Below are 14,319 nucleotides of genomic sequence, written 5' to 3'. Positions count from 1 at the left end.
TAGGGTGGAAAACCGCGAAGCGTTTTCCACCGGTAACCCCACGCATTGGTGGACAAGCACAGCGTTGTCCACCCTACGCCTGTAGGAGCCCGACATGGCCAGCCCCACTCAAGTCACCGCGTCCACCTGCTGCTACTGCGGCGTGGGCTGCGGCGTGCTGATCGAGCACGACGGCGAGAAGATTCTCGGCGTCGCCGGCGACCCCAGCCACCCGGCCAACTTCGGCAAGCTGTGCAGCAAGGGGTCGACCCTGCACCTGACTGGCGATCTCGATGCCCGCGCCCTCCACCCCGAGCTGCGCCTGGGCAAGGGCCTGGCCCGTTCACGCACGGACTGGGACAGCGCTCTGGATCACGCCGCAGCCGTGTTCGCCAAGACCATCCGCGAACACGGCCCGGACAGCGTCGCCTTCTACATCTCCGGCCAGCTGCTGACCGAGGACTACTACGCCTTCAACAAGCTGGCCCGCGCCCTGGTCGGCACCAACAACATCGACTCCAACTCGCGCCTGTGCATGAGCTCGGCGGTGGTTGGCTACAAGCGCAGCCTCGGCGCCGACGCCCCGCCCTGCAGTTACGAGGATATCGAGCGGAGCGATTGCCTGCTGATCGCCGGTTCCAACATGGCCTACGCCCATCCGGTACTGTTCCGCCGCCTGGAAGAAGCCAAGGCACGCCGCCCGGAGATGAGGGTAATCGTCGTCGACCCACGGCGCACCGACACCTGCGAGCTGGCCGACCTTCACCTGGCAATCCTACCCGGCACCGACGTCGCGCTGTTCCACGGCATCCTGCATATCCTGCTCTGGGAGGGCTGGATCGACCGCGCCTATATCGATGCTCACACCGAAGGCTTCGAGGCGCTGAAGAACCTGGTGCGCGACTACAGCCCGGCGGCCACCGCCGATATCTGCGGCATCAGCCTGGACGCCCTGCAGCGCTGCGCCGAGCTGATCGGCCGCGCGCCCTCCTTCCTTTCACTGTGGTGCATGGGGCTCAATCAGTCTTCGTCCGGCAGCGCCAAGAACAGCGCGCTGATCAACCTGCACCTGGCCACCGGACAGATCGGCAAGCCCGGCGCCGGCCCCTTCTCGCTGACCGGCCAACCCAACGCCATGGGTGGCCGCGAGACCGGCAGCCTGAGCAACCTGCTGCCGGGCCATCGCGAGGCCGGCAATGCCGAGCACCGCGCCGAAGTCGCCGCCTACTGGGGCGTCGACGCCTTGCCGGAGGCGCCCGGCCTGTCCGCCATCGAGCTATTCGATGCCGTGCACGACGGTCGCATCAAGGCGCTGTGGATCGCCTGCACCAACCCGGCGCAATCGCTGCCGAACCAGAACAAGGTGCATGAGGCCCTGGCTGCCTGCCCTTTCGTTGTCGTTCAAGAAGCCTTCTTTACCACCGAGACCTGCCGCTACGCCGACCTGCTGCTGCCCGCCGCCAGCTGGGGCGAAAAGGAAGGCACGGTGACCAATTCCGAGCGCCGCGTCAGCCACGTGCGTGGCGCCGTGCCAGCGCCCTTCGATGCGCGGCCAGACTGGTCGATCACCTGCGACTTCGCCCGTCGCCTTGAAACTCTGCTCCGCCCCGGCCTGCCAAGCCTGTTCGATTTCGCCGACAGCGAGTCGCTGTTCGAGGAATACAAGCATCTGACCGCACAGCGCGATCTCGACCTCTCGGGGCTGAGCTACGCGCTGCTCGATGACCAAGGTCCGCAGCAATGGCCGTTTCCGCCCGGCGCGCGCCAGGGCAGCGCACGCCTCTACGCCGACGGCCGCTTTCCCACTGCCAGCGGGCGCGCGCAGTTCCACGCCGACCCGTACCGTGCACCGAAGGAAAAGCGCGAGGCGCGCTATTCGCTGACTCTCAACACCGGCCGCCTGCGCGACCAGTGGCACGGCATGAGCCGCACCGGCACCGCCGCGCGTCTGTTCGGCCATGTCGAGGCCGCCGTACTCGGCCTGCATCCGGACGAGCTGCGTCGCCGCCGTCTGCAGAACGGCGATCTGGTCGAGCTGCGCAGTCGCCGTGGCAGCCTGATCCTGCCGGTGCAGAGCGACGACTCGGTGCGGCCAGGCCAGGCCTGGCTGCCGATGCACTGGGGCGATCGTTTTCTCAAGGGGTTGGGCACCAACGTGCTGACCCAGCCGGCCTTCGATCCATTGTCGAAGCAGCCGGAGCTCAAGCATTCCGGAGTCGAGGTGGACAAGGTCGAGCTGCCCTGGCAACTGTTCGCCCTGGTCGAGGGTGAGGTGCAAAGCCGCTTCGAAGCGTTGCGCCCGCTGTTCGAGGACTTCGCCTACGCCAACCTTACCCCTAGCGGACGCGACCGCCCCGCCCTGCTGATCCGCGCCGCCAGCGCCGTGGCGCCGCAGCCCGAGTTGCTGGCGCAGATCGACCGCCTGCTGCGCCTGCATGAAGGTCCGGTGCTGGCCTATGACGATCCGCGCCGTGCAGTGGGTAAACGCGTGCGTATCGAGCATGGCCGTATCGTCAGTATCCGCCTGGCCGGCGAAACCGCCGCCAGCGAATGGCTGCGCAGCCTGTGGCTGGACGGTCAGGCCGACGCCGACCTGCGTCGCTGGCTACTCGCCCCGGTCTCCGCGCCGCCGGGCAATGTTGGCGCCACCACCCGTGGCAAAACCCTGTGCAACTGCCTGAACGTCAGCGAAGGCGCTGTGTGCGCCGGCATCGAGCGCGGCCTGGACCTGGACGGACTCAAGCAGGAACTCAAGTGCGGCACCAGTTGTGGCTCCTGCGTACCTGAAATCAAGCGCTTGCTGGCCAGCCAGCAGGTGGCTGTAAGGGCCTGTTGATCGCGCCTATGTGCTGGCGAGAGGCGCTGCCTCAAGGGACGCAGAGCGTCCCAGGATCGGTTTCCACGCCGGAGCGCGGGGACCAGCGGAAAAAGACATGATAGAGGTGGTGAACATGAGCGCAAAAGTCTGGCTGGTAGGCGCTGGCCCCGGTGACCCCGAGCTGCTAACGCTCAAGGCGGTCAAGGCACTGAAGCAAGCCGAGGTCGTGATGATCGACGATCTGGTCAACCCGGCCGTGCTCGAACACTGCCCGAGCGCCCGGATCGTCTCGGTGGGTAAACGCGGCGGCTGTCGCTCCACTCCGCAGGCCTTCATCCATCGCCTGATGCTGCGCTATGCGCGTCAGGATAAATGCGTGGTGCGCCTCAAGGGCGGCGACCCGTGCATCTTCGGCCGCGGCAGCGAGGAAGCCGACTGGCTCGTCGCACAGGGTATCGAGGTGGAGCTGGTCAACGGCATCACCGCCGGGCTGGCTGGCGCCACCAATTGTGGCATCCCCCTGACCCTGCGCGGCGTTGCCCGAGGCGTTACCTTGCTCACCGCCCATACCCAGGACGACAGCTCTCTGAACTGGCAGGCGCTGGCGCAGAGCGGCACGACGCTGGTGATCTACATGGGCGTCGCCAAGTTGGCGGATATCCAGACCGGCCTGCTCGACGGCGGCATGAGCGGCGAAATGCCGGTGGCGATGATCGAGAACGCCTCGCTGCCCGAGCAACGCGAATGCCGCAGCTCTCTGGGCGCCATGATGAACGATGCCGCAGCGTTCGCCCTGAAGAGCCCGGCCATCCTGGTGATTGGCGAAGTCGCCCGCGCCAGCAGCGAGATTGGCATGCCGCAGCTTTTGCACGCCTGACTCAATCCACGTTCTGCTTGCCTGCCCGCCGTCTCATGGCGGGCTTTTTTATTCCGCAAAAGAAAAAACCCGGCCGAGGCCGGGTTTTCCTTAAAGCACCAGGAGATTACTGCTGGACCTGGGCTTCCACTTCAGCTTCAACGCGACGGTTGACGGCACGGCCGGAGTCGGTGGCGTTGTCAGCTACCGGGCGGGTTTCGCCGTAGCCAACAGCGTTCACGCGGCTGCCGTCTACACCGTACTGATCGACCAGCACGTTACGTACGGCATTGGCACGACGCTCGGACAGACCCTGGTTGTAGGCATCGGTACCGACGGAGTCAGTGTGACCTTCCACGGTGGTGGTGGTCTGCGGGTACTGATTCATGAAGTCAGCCAGGTTCTTGATGTCGCCGTAGCTTTCTTCTTTAACGCGGTCTTTGTCGAAGTCGAACTTGACGTCCAGCTCAACACGAACGTTTTCCATCGCCGGCTCCGGAGCAGGCTCAGGCATCGGCTCGGGAGCTGCGGCTACAACAGGAGCCGGGGCCGGCTTGCTGCCGCCACCGAAGTTCAGACCAACACCCACGCCGGCTTGCCATTCGGTGTCGCCCTGGTCGATGTTGTACAGAGCGTCAACGCCAGCACGGGCGTAGAACATTTCAGTGAAGTAGTACTTGGCACCCGCGCCAGCGATGGCCAGGGTGGAGTGGTTACGACCACCGCCATTGGCGTCGCCGATGCTCTGATGGCCAAAACCGGCAGAGACGTAAGGACGCAGACCAACGCCCGGCTGACCGAAGTGGTAGATAGCCTTCAGATCGGTCAGGTTGCCTTTGATGTCCTTGCTGCCGCGAGAGCCTTCGCCACGCAGGTCGTGGTACTCGCCATAGGACAGCGCCAGCTCGACGTCGTCGGTCAGGTAGTAGCCGATGCTGCCACCGAACAGATTGCCTTCGTCGTGAGCGAAATCACGCTGAGTGTCGGTGAAGTAGCGATTGACGAAGCCCTCCACCTCGACAGCGCCTTGGCCTTGCGCCAGCGCGCCGAAGGAGGTTGCGGCAACGAGAGAGCCAATGACTACGCCCAAGGTGTTTTTTACTTTCATCCGTTAAATCCCCATCTTGGTGGTTAATAAGTCACCGTTACTTCAGTCGGCAACTTGTCGGCGATTTTATCAGGTTTCGCCACTCCCTTAGTGGTCAGGAAGCTGAACTAAGTTTCGGAAGTTTCCGAAAATTTATCCCGCAACCGATCCAATGCTCGCTTGTAGCGCATCTTCGTTGCGCTCAAGCCCATGTGCATGATGTCCGCAATCTCTTGAAACTCAAGTTCTGCGACAAAACGTAGCACAAGAATCTCGCGATCGATCGGGTTGACGTGTACCAACCATCGATCAAGACCGCCTCGCTCCTCGACTTTGGGTGTCTTCTCGTCGGAAGCCTCTTCGAGCGGATCCAAACTCAAGGCGTCAATCAATCGACGCTTGCGCCGCTCTTTTCGATACTGGGTAATGCATTCATTGTAGGTGATGCTGTAAAGCCAGGTTTTGAATTTGGATTTACCCTCAAAGTTTTTAAGGCCATAAAGTACTTTGAGCATCACCTCCTGACAGACATCGTCCGCATCCCTTTCGTTCCCTAAATAACGTGCACAAACGTTAAAGAGAGTTCGCTGGTAGCGTCGCATCAGCTCTTCATAAGCACGAGTGATGTGAAACAGCTCGTCGTGGGCGCGCGCCACCAGCTCTTCATCGGTGAGCTCGCGGGGGTCATAGCGCGTGGGCGGGGTTTGAGCTTTGTTCAAAACGAGTCGGGCCGACGGTCAGGACGAAAAGTGCCCGGCAGGTCACGCCTGCCGGGCAGCTACATAAAATAACAGATTGGCGTCAGCGACTGTTCACGCGTTGTTCGAGCATCACTCGATTGGCTACCGATACCAGCTCACCGGTATCGGTCAACAGGGTGGTCTTCACTGTGCCGATCTCTTCGATCTGGCCTTCGACCTCACCAACCTGCACTTGTTGCCCGACCTGATACAACTCGCGCACATAGATGCCGGCCAGGATCTGGCTGGCGATATCGCGGCTGCCCAAACCCAGTGCCAGCGCCACTGCCAGGCCGACTGAGATCAGCACGATGGCGATGACGTTGTTGAGCAGATCGGTCTTGACCTCCAGCTGGCCGATGGCCACGGAGATGCTGATGATGATCACCAGCCCCTGCGCAACGCGCCCCAGGCCGTTGGCGTATTCGAGGCCCACGCCTTCGGCGGCGCCACGCACCAGGCTGCTGACCAGCTGCGCCAGGAGCACGCCGGCGAGCAGCACCAAGGCCGCACCGAAGACCTTGGGCAGGTACAGCGCCAGCACATCGAGGGTCGCGGAAACCCGTTGCAGCCCCAGCGATTCAGCAGCGGAAACCAGGAAGATCAGCAGCACGAACCAGTAGACGATCTTGCCGATCAGGGTCGAGACCGAGGCGTGGATACCGACGCGTGCCAGCAGCTTGGTCAGACCGGTGCCCATCATCAGGCGATCCAGGCCAACCTTGCCGAGCAGCTTGGACAGCAGGGTGTCGAGCAGTTTGGCGACGACGAAGCCAAGCAACACCAGCACCAATGCGACGAACAGGTTGGGAATGAATCCGGCAACCTTGGTCCACAGTGCGGTCATCGCGGAGATCAGGCTTTGGGTCCAGGGATCGAGTTCCATTTCAGTCGGCCTTATCAGCAGAAGCAGAGGACTGGGTACGGCGCGATACCGGCGCGACATGCGCCGAACCGTTGTTCAGGGCGATCATCAGCGCCTGCGCCCAGTGGCCCATCAGACTGAACAGGTCACCAGCGCCGACCTGCCGGTTGGCGGTCTTGAGAACGCGGTGCAGGCAGGCATCGTCGTCATGGCTGGACGGCGAGGACTTGAGCAAATCGCGTAGAGACTCTTCGAATGGATCGTGCATGCGCACCTCACGGGATGTCACGGCTAGACGCAGTAGCCGGCGGATGAGTCACACATCACAGCCAACGCCAACGGCGAAAAAGCAGCAATTGCCCCACCGCCAGAAGGATCATCAGGCCGCAGGCGATGAAGAAACCGATCGGATTGTCCGCCCCGGGAATGCCGCCAACGTTGATACCCAGCAGCCCGGTCAGGAAGCTCAAAGGCAGGAACAGCCCGGTGATCACCGTGAAGCGGTACATGATCCGATTCATGCGTTCGCCAAGCCGACTGCTCTCCGCCTCGAGCACCAGACCAACCCGTTCACGAATCAGCTCCAGCTCCTCCAGATAGCGCGTCAGCCTGTTGTTGAGTTCATTCCAATAATCGTCATCATCTTCAACGAACCAGGGCTGCTTGTTGCGTGCCAGCTGCGCATAGAGATCACGCTGCGGCGCAAGAAAGCGACGCAAGCTGGCCGCACGCCGTCGCACCTGCAGCATCAAGCCGTGATCGGGACGATAGCGCTCGTCGTCATCGAGACCATCCTCCTCGCCGTCGAGCTGCTCGCTCAGCTCGGCGACCAGGTCATCGACGCGACTGGTCAGGTGACGCGCCAGTTCCAGCAGCAGCTCGGAAGAGGTTTTTGGCCCCTTGCCCGCCAGCAGATCGGCAATCAGTGCATCGGTCGCCAGCAGCGGTCGCAGGCGCAGGGAAATCACCCGCCGGGCATCGGCAAAAATGCGCACCGACACCATGTCTTCGGGCTCGGCGCCAGGGTTGCGGTTGACCCCGCGCAGGAAGATCAACATCTCGTTGTCCGGCAACGGCAAAAGACGCGGCCGGGTATTCTCTTCCAACAGCAGGTCGCAGCTGAATTCGTCCAGCCCACTGCTCTCGCGCAACCAGCGCTGTGACTGCGCCTGGCTGCGATCCCAATGCAGCCAGAGGCTCTCATGCTCGCCCAGCTGCAGGCCGTCCAGTTCGTCGCGACTGATGCTGCGCGCACCGCCACGGCCATCGAGTACGAAGGCGTGCAGCAGCGCCGAATCCTGATCCAGCATCGGCTTATTCCGGCATCCTGAGAGCTTGCGGGGAGACGATTACGCCGTTGTTGTCGGCGTACAGGTAATCGCCCGGCTTGAAGGTCACGCCGCCAAAGGTGACTGGCACGTTCAGGTCGCCAATACCGCGCTTGTCGGTTTTCATCGGATGGCTGGCCAGCGCCTGCACGCCTAGGTCGGTCTGGGCGATGACGTCGACGTCACGAATGCAGCCATACACCACGATGCCCTCCCAACCATTCCTGGCAGCTTTCTCGGCCAGCATGTCGCCCAGCAGCGCGCGCCGCAGCGAACCACCACCATCGACGACCAGCACCTTGCCCTGCCCGGGCAGATCGACCTGCTCCTTCACCAGGGAATTGTCCTCATGGCACTTGATGGTGACGATCTGACCGCCGAAGGAATCGCGGCCGCCGTAATTGGCGAACATCGGCTCGACCACCTGGATCAGTTCCGGGTAGACATCGCAGAGATCGGGGGTGATGTAGTGCATGACACAACTCCTTGCGACAATGGGTGAAAAGGCAGCCACCTTCATGGACCGATCGAGGCGGTGCAAGCGCAACACCTCGCTCGCAATGAACGGCGAACGAGCGCCAGCCCTGGAAATGACCACGCGCACACGATGCGTCACATAGTACCGGTAAGCATCCGCTGAAGAAACGACCTTGGCCGCTCAAGCACCTGCTATAGAAGCCTCGACGAACTCGGCAGGCAAGTGCAGATGCCGTAGCCAATGTTCGGCAATTGGCCACACCTCGCGCTGGGCCTCCTTGCTGACCAGCATTTCGATATGCCCGAAGTCACTGGCGAAACCTTGGTCCTTGCCCAGCAGCAGAAAGTGCCTCGGCGCGGCGCTGCACTGCTCAAGCAGCTTGCGGCAAGCCCAGGCAGGATCATCGGAATCAGCCGCAGCCGCCACGGCCAGAATCGGTACGCGCACTTGGGCAAGACCCGCCCACCAGTCCTGCTCGCCGTCGCCGAATCGCCCGAACAGCCTGAGCCAGCGCAGGGTTTCCCGTGCCAGGCCGATCGGCTCGTCTTCAGGCCCACGCTTCAGGCGACGCCCGGAAAGATAGGGAAAGGCGCGCAGCAGCAGGCGCGCGCCCCACTCTACTGGCGGCACCTTAAGCGGCCAGTAGATGCGGCTGATCTGGCTGCCGAACAGCGCAGCCGAGCGCGCGCGAGATTGCTCGAGATAACCGCCGCCCAGTGCAGCTGCCAGAATTACCCCTCCCAGGGAGTGGCCGACCCAGTGCGCAGGCTGCCCGGACTGCTCGAAAATGAAATCGGCGATGGCCGGCAGGTCGTAGCGCACGTACTGCGCCACGCTGTTGTCACGATAGCCTTCGTTGCGCGGCGACAGACCATGGCCGCGCATTTCGGCGATCCACACGTCGAACCCGGCGCGCGCCAGATAAGCGCCGAGGCCGATGCCCTTGGGCGAATACCAGAAACGTCGGTTGGAGAAGCTGCCATGCAACAACACCACGGGCACGCCGCGCGCACCTTCGGCGCCTGGCCGGCCCAGCCGGGTCAGGGCCAGCTCGACGCTGGAGTCCGGGCTATTGTTGGGCTTGAGGAGGTAGACGTCCTCGCTGAGGTCGCCACGTAGTTCGGCGCTGATCAGGGCGACGGGGAAAAGCTCACTACTGCTTTGCATGGATCGAAAAACCGCAATGGCGCTGCGCCACAAAGAAGAACGGAACCCACAAAAAACCGCCGGAGCGACTGTGAAATCGCTGGCGACGGCTCTGGTGACTGTCAGGGCTGAACAACCAGAAAAAAGGGCGGGATCGACCCGCCCTTCTTCTGGTCGCTAGTGATCTCAGGCGGGCTGCGCCTCGGCCAGGAAGAACCAGGTGTCGAGGACCGAATCAGGGTTCAGCGAGACGCTCTCGATGCCCTGTTCCATCAGCCACTTGGCCAGGTCCGGGTGATCCGAAGGGCCCTGGCCGCAGATGCCAATGTACTTACCAGCCTTGTTGCAGGCGGCAATGGCGTTGGCCAGGAGCTTCTTCACCGCCGGGTTACGTTCATCGAACAGGTGCGCAACGATGCCGGAGTCGCGATCCAGGCCCAGGGTCAGCTGGGTCAGGTCGTTGGAACCGATGGAGAAGCCATCGAAGAACTCAAGGAACTCTTCAGCCAGAATGGCGTTGGACGGCAGCTCGCACATCATGATGACCTTCAGACCATCCTGACCGCGCGCCAGGCCATTGCTGGCCAGCAGTTCGACCACTTGCGAGGCCTCGCCCAGGGTGCGCACGAAGGGCACCATTATCTCGACGTTGGTCAGGCCCATCTCGTTGCGCACTTTCTTCAGCGCCCGGCATTCCAGTTCGAAGCAGTCACGGAACGATTCGCTGATGTAGCGCGAGGCGCCACGGAAGCCCAGCATCGGGTTTTCTTCTTCCGGCTCGTACAGCTTGCCGCCGATCAGGTTGGCGTATTCGTTGGACTTGAAGTCCGACAGGCGCACGATGACCTTCTTCGGCCAGAACGCTGCGGCCAGGGTGCTGATGCCCTCGACCAGCTTCTCGACGTAGAAGTCGACCGGATCACCATAACCGGCGATGCGCTTCTCGACGCTGTCCTTGATCTCCGGCGGCAGGCTGGAGAAGTTCAGCAGCGCCTTCGGATGCACGCCGATCATGCGGTTGATGATGAATTCCAGGCGGGCCAGACCCACGCCTTCGTTGGGCAGCTGGGCGAAATCGAAGGCGCGATCCGGGTTGCCAACGTTCATCATGATCTTGAACGGCAGCTCGGGCATGGCGTCGACCGAGTTCTTGCGGATGTCGAAGCCCAGCTCGCCTTCGAAGATGAAGCCGGTATCGCCTTCAGCACAGGAGACGGTGACACCCTGGCCATCCTTCAGCACGCTGGTGGCGTTGCCGCAGCCGACCACGGCCGGAATGCCCAGCTCGCGGGCGATGATCGCCGCATGACAGGTACGGCCGCCGCGGTTGGTAACGATGGCGCTGGCGCGCTTCATCACCGGTTCCCAATCCGGGTCGGTCATGTCGGAAACCAGCACGTCGCCCGGCTGCACCTTGTCCATTTCGGACACGTCGTGGATCACCCGCACCTTGCCGGCGCCGATGCGCTGGCCGATGGCGCGACCTTCCACCAGAACGGTGCCCTTCTCTTTCAGCAGGTAGCGCTCCATCACGGTGGCGCTGGAGCGGCTCTTCACGGTTTCCGGACGGGCCTGCACGATGTACAGCTTGCCGTCATCACCGTCTTTCGCCCACTCGATATCCATCGGGCGACCGTAGTGTTTCTCGATGATCAGCGCCTGCTTGGCCAGCTCGCTGACCTCGGCGTCGGTGATGCAGAAGCGTGCGCGCTCGGCACGTTCAACCTCGACGGTCTTGACCGAACGCCCGGCCTTGGCTTCGTCGCCGTAGACCATCTTGATCGCCTTGCTGCCCAGGTTGCGACGCAAAATCGCCGGGCGGCCCGCTTCCAGGGTCGGCTTGTGTACGTAGAATTCGTCGGGGTTCACCGCACCCTGCACCACGGTCTCGCCGAGGCCGTAGGCCCCGGTAATGAACACCACGTCACGGAAGCCGGACTCGGTGTCGAGGGTGAACATCACGCCGGCGGTGCCGGTTTCCGAGCGCACCATGCGCTGCACGCCAGCGGACAGGGCGACCAGCTTGTGGTCGAAGCCCTGGTGCACGCGGTAGGCGATGGCGCGATCGTTGAACAGGGAAGCGAAGACTTCCTTGGCAGCGCGGATCACGTTGTCCACACCGCGGATATTGAGGAAGGTTTCCTGTTGGCCGGCAAAGGAGGCGTCGGGCAGGTCTTCGGCGGTGGCGGAGGAACGCACGGCCACGGCCATGTTGTCGTTGCCGGCGCTCATTTCGGCGAAGGCCTTGCGAATATCGGCATCGAGTTGGGCCGGAAATTCGGCGTCCATCACCCACTGGCGAATCTGTGCGCCAGTCTTGGCAAGAGCGTTGACGTCGTCGACATCGAGTGCGTCGAGCGCTGCGTGGATCTGCGCGTTCAGACCGCTCTGCTCGAGAAAGTCGCGATAGGCCTGAGCCGTAGTGGCGAAACCGCCGGGAACCGAGACGCCGGCGCCAGCCAGGTTACTGATCATCTCGCCGAGGGATGCGTTCTTGCCCCCCACATGCTCAACATCGTGATTGCCGAGCTTATCGAGGGAAACTACGTACTCTACCAAGGTGATCTCTCCACTAAGATGTTGGAAAAGCTCAGAATTCGCGTAAAGCCAGCTGCGCATCGGCCATGCTGCATTAGAAGCAGGCTCCAGCTCGCAAGCTTTTGCACAAATTCTCGGGGGGCTGGATGCTCTGGCGGCGAACTGCCGCAAGATTGTGGCCTTGCCCTTGAATAAGTAACAATGCCGAAACCCCATGGGGCCGGCGGAAAACGCGGCCTATCATAGCCAAGAATCGATCTCAGCTTAAGGCCTTTGGCGCAAATGAAACGAACCGCTTTCTTCATCTCCGACGGCACTGGCATCACGGCCGAAACCTTGGGCCAGAGCTTGCTCGCGCAGTTCGAGAATATTCAATTCACCAAACTTACGCGTCCTTATATCGACAGTGTCGATAAAGCGCGCGCCATGGTACAACAAATCAACGCCGCCGCTGAAAGGGACGGTGTACGCCCGATCATCTTCGACACCATCGTCAATCGCGATATTCGTGCGATCCTCGACACCGCAAATGGTTTCATGATCGACATCTTTTCCACCTTCCTCTCGCCCCTTGAACAGGAGTTGAGCTCGCACTCCTCCTACTCCGTCGGCAAGTCGCACTCCATTGGCCAGCACTCCAACTATATGGAGCGCATCGAGGCGGTGAACTTTGCACTGGATAACGACGACGGCGCGCGCACCCATTATTACGACAAGGCCGATCTGATCCTGGTCGGTGTTTCACGCTGCGGCAAAACGCCCACCTGCCTGTATATGGCCATGCAGTACGGCATCCGCGCCGCCAACTATCCGCTGACCGAAGACGACATGGAGCGCCTGCAGCTTCCCGACTCGCTGAAAAAATACCGCGAAAAGCTGTTCGGCCTGACCATCGACCCGGATCGCCTCACCGCTATCCGCCACGAGCGCAAGCCCAATAGCCGCTATGCCAGCTTTGCCCAGTGCGAGTTCGAGGTGCGCGAGGTCGAGAGCCTGTTCCGTCGCGAGAACATCGCCTTCATCAACTCCACGCATTTCTCGGTCGAGGAAATCTCGGCCAAGATCCTCGTCGAGAAAGGCGTCGAACGCCGACTTAAATAAGTTGTAGGAGCGAATTTATTCGCGATCGGACTTCGCGAATAAATTCGCTCCTACAGGCCTGCCGCTCATAACTGCTCTACTGGCACTCGCACCCAGCCTTCCATCAGGATGCGCGCACTGCGGCTCATCACCGCCTTGGTCACGGTCCACTGACCATCGACGGACGTGGCCTGCGCGCCGACACGCAAGGTGCCGGACGGATGGCCGAAACGTACCGCCTCGCGCTCGCCGCCACCGGCAGCCAGGTTGACCAGCGTGCCGGGAATCGCCGCCGCGGTGCCAATGGCCACCGCGCAGGTGCCCATCATCGCGTGGTGCAGCTTGCCCATGGACAGCGCACGCACCAGCAGATCGACCTCGCCGGCCTTCACATTCTTGCCGCTGGAGGTGCGGTAGTCCTTGGGCGGGCTAACGAAGGCGACCTTCGGCGTGTGCTGACGTGTCGCAGCCTCCTCAGCCGTTTTTATAAGCCCCATCCGTAGCGCACCGGCAATGCGGATCTGTTCGAAACGCGCCAGTTGCGCCGGGTCGCCGTTGATATTTTCACGCAGCTCGGTGCCCTGATAGCCGATGTCTTCGGCGTTGACGAAGATGGTCGGAATGCCGGCGGTGATCATGGTCGCCTTCAAGGTGCCGATGCCTGGCACCTCGAGGTCGTCGACCAGATTTCCGGTGGGGAACATCGAGCCACCCTCCTCGCCGTCATCCGACGGATCGAGAAATTCCAGCACGATCTCCGCCGACGGGAAGGTCACGCCGTCCAGCTCGAAGTCGCCGGTTTCCTGCACCTGGCCGTCAGTAACTGGCACATGGGCGATGATGGTTTTCTGAATATTGGCCTGCCAGATACGCACCTCGCAGGTGCCGTTGTCGGGTATCCGTGCAGGATCGACCAGACCGGCATGGATGGCGAAGGCACCGGCAGCGGTGGACAGGTTGCCGCAGTTGCCGCTCCAGTCGACGAAGGCCTTGTCGATGGAGACCTGGCCATAGAGGTAGTCGACATCGTGCTCGGCCTGGCTGCTTTTCGACAGGATCACGCACTTCGAGGTGCTCGAGGTGGCGCCGCCCATGCCGTCGATCTGCGCCGCGTAGGGATCGGGGCTGCCGATCACGCGCATGAACAGTTTGTCACGGGGCTCGCCCGGCACCTGGCAAGGTTCGGGCAGATCCTGCAGGCGAAAGAACACGCCCTTGCTGGTGCCACCACGCATATAGGTGGCGGGGATTTTCACTTGCGGCAGATAAGCCATGAGTGCAGTCCTGATAGGAAATGATGGTGCTCCTCGGATTTCATCCGAGCTACGCGCTAGCGCTTCTTGGAGGAGCGAGCTTTGCTCGCGAATAGCCTCGCTGAGAAGCTTCGTTCGCGAGCAGAGCTCG

Annotated in this window: 12 protein-coding genes; 3 read left to right on the top strand and 9 right to left on the bottom strand. The window is 62.2% G+C overall.

Going from position 1 to position 14,319, the window contains the following annotated elements:
* Positions 1-94: 94 nt before the first annotated feature.
* On the top strand, positions 95-2,815 hold the full coding sequence (locus tag B2U07_RS09750) for a nitrate reductase (RefSeq protein WP_275545206.1): 2,721 nt from the start codon (positions 95-97) through the stop codon (positions 2,813-2,815).
* 115 nt (positions 2,816-2,930) lie between these two features.
* A complete protein-coding gene (gene cobA / locus B2U07_RS09745) occupies positions 2,931-3,674 on the top strand; it encodes a uroporphyrinogen-III C-methyltransferase (RefSeq protein WP_275545207.1) in 744 nt (247 codons plus the stop codon).
* A 106-nt stretch (positions 3,675-3,780) separates the two neighbouring features.
* Here cobA and B2U07_RS09740 read toward each other — a convergent pair whose 3' ends face one another.
* The 8 genes from B2U07_RS09740 to ppsA form a co-directional block, all read right to left on the bottom strand.
* Positions 3,781-4,761 (bottom strand): OmpA family protein, encoded by a 981-nt coding sequence (locus tag B2U07_RS09740; protein WP_197855805.1) that lies wholly within the window; start codon positions 4,759-4,761, stop codon positions 3,781-3,783.
* A 107-nt stretch (positions 4,762-4,868) separates the two neighbouring features.
* Entirely contained in the window at positions 4,869-5,459 is a 591-nt protein-coding gene (gene sigX, locus B2U07_RS09735) for an RNA polymerase sigma factor SigX (RefSeq protein ID WP_275545208.1), read from the bottom strand.
* 82 nt (positions 5,460-5,541) lie between these two features.
* The gene (locus tag B2U07_RS09730; RefSeq protein WP_013715734.1) at positions 5,542-6,366 is read right to left on the bottom strand and encodes a mechanosensitive ion channel family protein; all 825 of its coding nucleotides are present in this window, start codon (positions 6,364-6,366) and stop codon (positions 5,542-5,544) included.
* Position 6,367: 1 nt separating this feature from the next.
* Complete coding sequence (locus B2U07_RS09725; protein WP_172825358.1) at positions 6,368-6,619, bottom strand: CrfX protein; 252 nt, start codon at positions 6,617-6,619, stop codon at positions 6,368-6,370.
* Positions 6,620-6,668: 49 nt separating this feature from the next.
* On the bottom strand, positions 6,669-7,655 hold the full coding sequence (locus B2U07_RS09720) for a zinc transporter ZntB (protein ID WP_275545209.1): 987 nt from the start codon (positions 7,653-7,655) through the stop codon (positions 6,669-6,671).
* Positions 7,656-7,659: 4 nt separating this feature from the next.
* Entirely contained in the window at positions 7,660-8,148 is a 489-nt protein-coding gene (gene rraA / locus B2U07_RS09715) for a ribonuclease E activity regulator RraA (RefSeq protein WP_275545210.1), read from the bottom strand.
* 183 nt (positions 8,149-8,331) lie between these two features.
* Entirely contained in the window at positions 8,332-9,318 is a 987-nt protein-coding gene (locus B2U07_RS09710) for an alpha/beta fold hydrolase (RefSeq protein WP_275545211.1), read from the bottom strand.
* A 165-nt stretch (positions 9,319-9,483) separates the two neighbouring features.
* Positions 9,484-11,856 carry a phosphoenolpyruvate synthase gene (gene ppsA, locus B2U07_RS09705; protein WP_275545212.1) on the bottom strand — a complete coding sequence of 791 codons (2,373 nt, stop codon included), beginning with the start codon at positions 11,854-11,856 and terminating at the stop codon, positions 9,484-9,486.
* A gap of 261 nt (positions 11,857-12,117) precedes the next feature.
* Here ppsA and ppsR point away from each other — a divergent pair, with 261 nt between their 5' ends.
* Positions 12,118-12,936 (top strand): posphoenolpyruvate synthetase regulatory kinase/phosphorylase PpsR, encoded by an 819-nt coding sequence (gene ppsR / locus B2U07_RS09700; RefSeq protein WP_197855811.1) that lies wholly within the window; start codon positions 12,118-12,120, stop codon positions 12,934-12,936.
* Between the two features lie 65 nt (positions 12,937-13,001).
* Here the strand turns inward: ppsR and prpF are convergent, their stop codons facing one another.
* Complete coding sequence (gene prpF / locus B2U07_RS09695) at positions 13,002-14,189, bottom strand: 2-methylaconitate cis-trans isomerase PrpF (protein WP_275545213.1); 1,188 nt, start codon at positions 14,187-14,189, stop codon at positions 13,002-13,004.
* Between the last annotated feature and the right edge of the window lie 130 nt (positions 14,190-14,319).

Origin of the sequence: Pseudomonas sp. UBA7530, assembly GCF_002479365.1 — a bacterium.
In the GTDB taxonomy this organism is placed as follows: domain Bacteria; phylum Pseudomonadota; class Gammaproteobacteria; order Pseudomonadales; family Pseudomonadaceae; genus Aquipseudomonas.
This window is presented reverse-complemented; position numbering and strand designations above follow the sequence as displayed.

Bases quoted from the DNA above. Each gene is read 5' to 3' on its own strand.
- B2U07_RS09750 (WP_275545206.1), top strand. From the start codon at position 95: ATGGCCAGCCCCACTCAAGTCACCGCGTCCACCTGCTGCTACTGCGGC.
- cobA (WP_275545207.1), top strand. From the start codon at position 2,931: ATGAGCGCAAAAGTCTGGCTGGTAGGCGCTGGCCCCGGTGACCCCGAG.
- B2U07_RS09740 (WP_197855805.1), bottom strand. From the start codon at position 4,761: ATGAAAGTAAAAAACACCTTGGGCGTAGTCATTGGCTCTCTCGTTGCC.
- B2U07_RS09730 (WP_013715734.1), bottom strand. From the start codon at position 6,366: ATGGAACTCGATCCCTGGACCCAAAGCCTGATCTCCGCGATGACCGCA.
- B2U07_RS09720 (WP_275545209.1), bottom strand. From the start codon at position 7,655: ATGCTGGATCAGGATTCGGCGCTGCTGCACGCCTTCGTACTCGATGGC.
- rraA (WP_275545210.1), bottom strand. From the start codon at position 8,148: ATGCACTACATCACCCCCGATCTCTGCGATGTCTACCCGGAACTGATC.
- B2U07_RS09710 (WP_275545211.1), bottom strand. From the start codon at position 9,318: ATGCAAAGCAGTAGTGAGCTTTTCCCCGTCGCCCTGATCAGCGCCGAA.
- ppsR (WP_197855811.1), top strand. From the start codon at position 12,118: ATGAAACGAACCGCTTTCTTCATCTCCGACGGCACTGGCATCACGGCC.
- prpF (WP_275545213.1), bottom strand. From the start codon at position 14,189: ATGGCTTATCTGCCGCAAGTGAAAATCCCCGCCACCTATATGCGTGGT.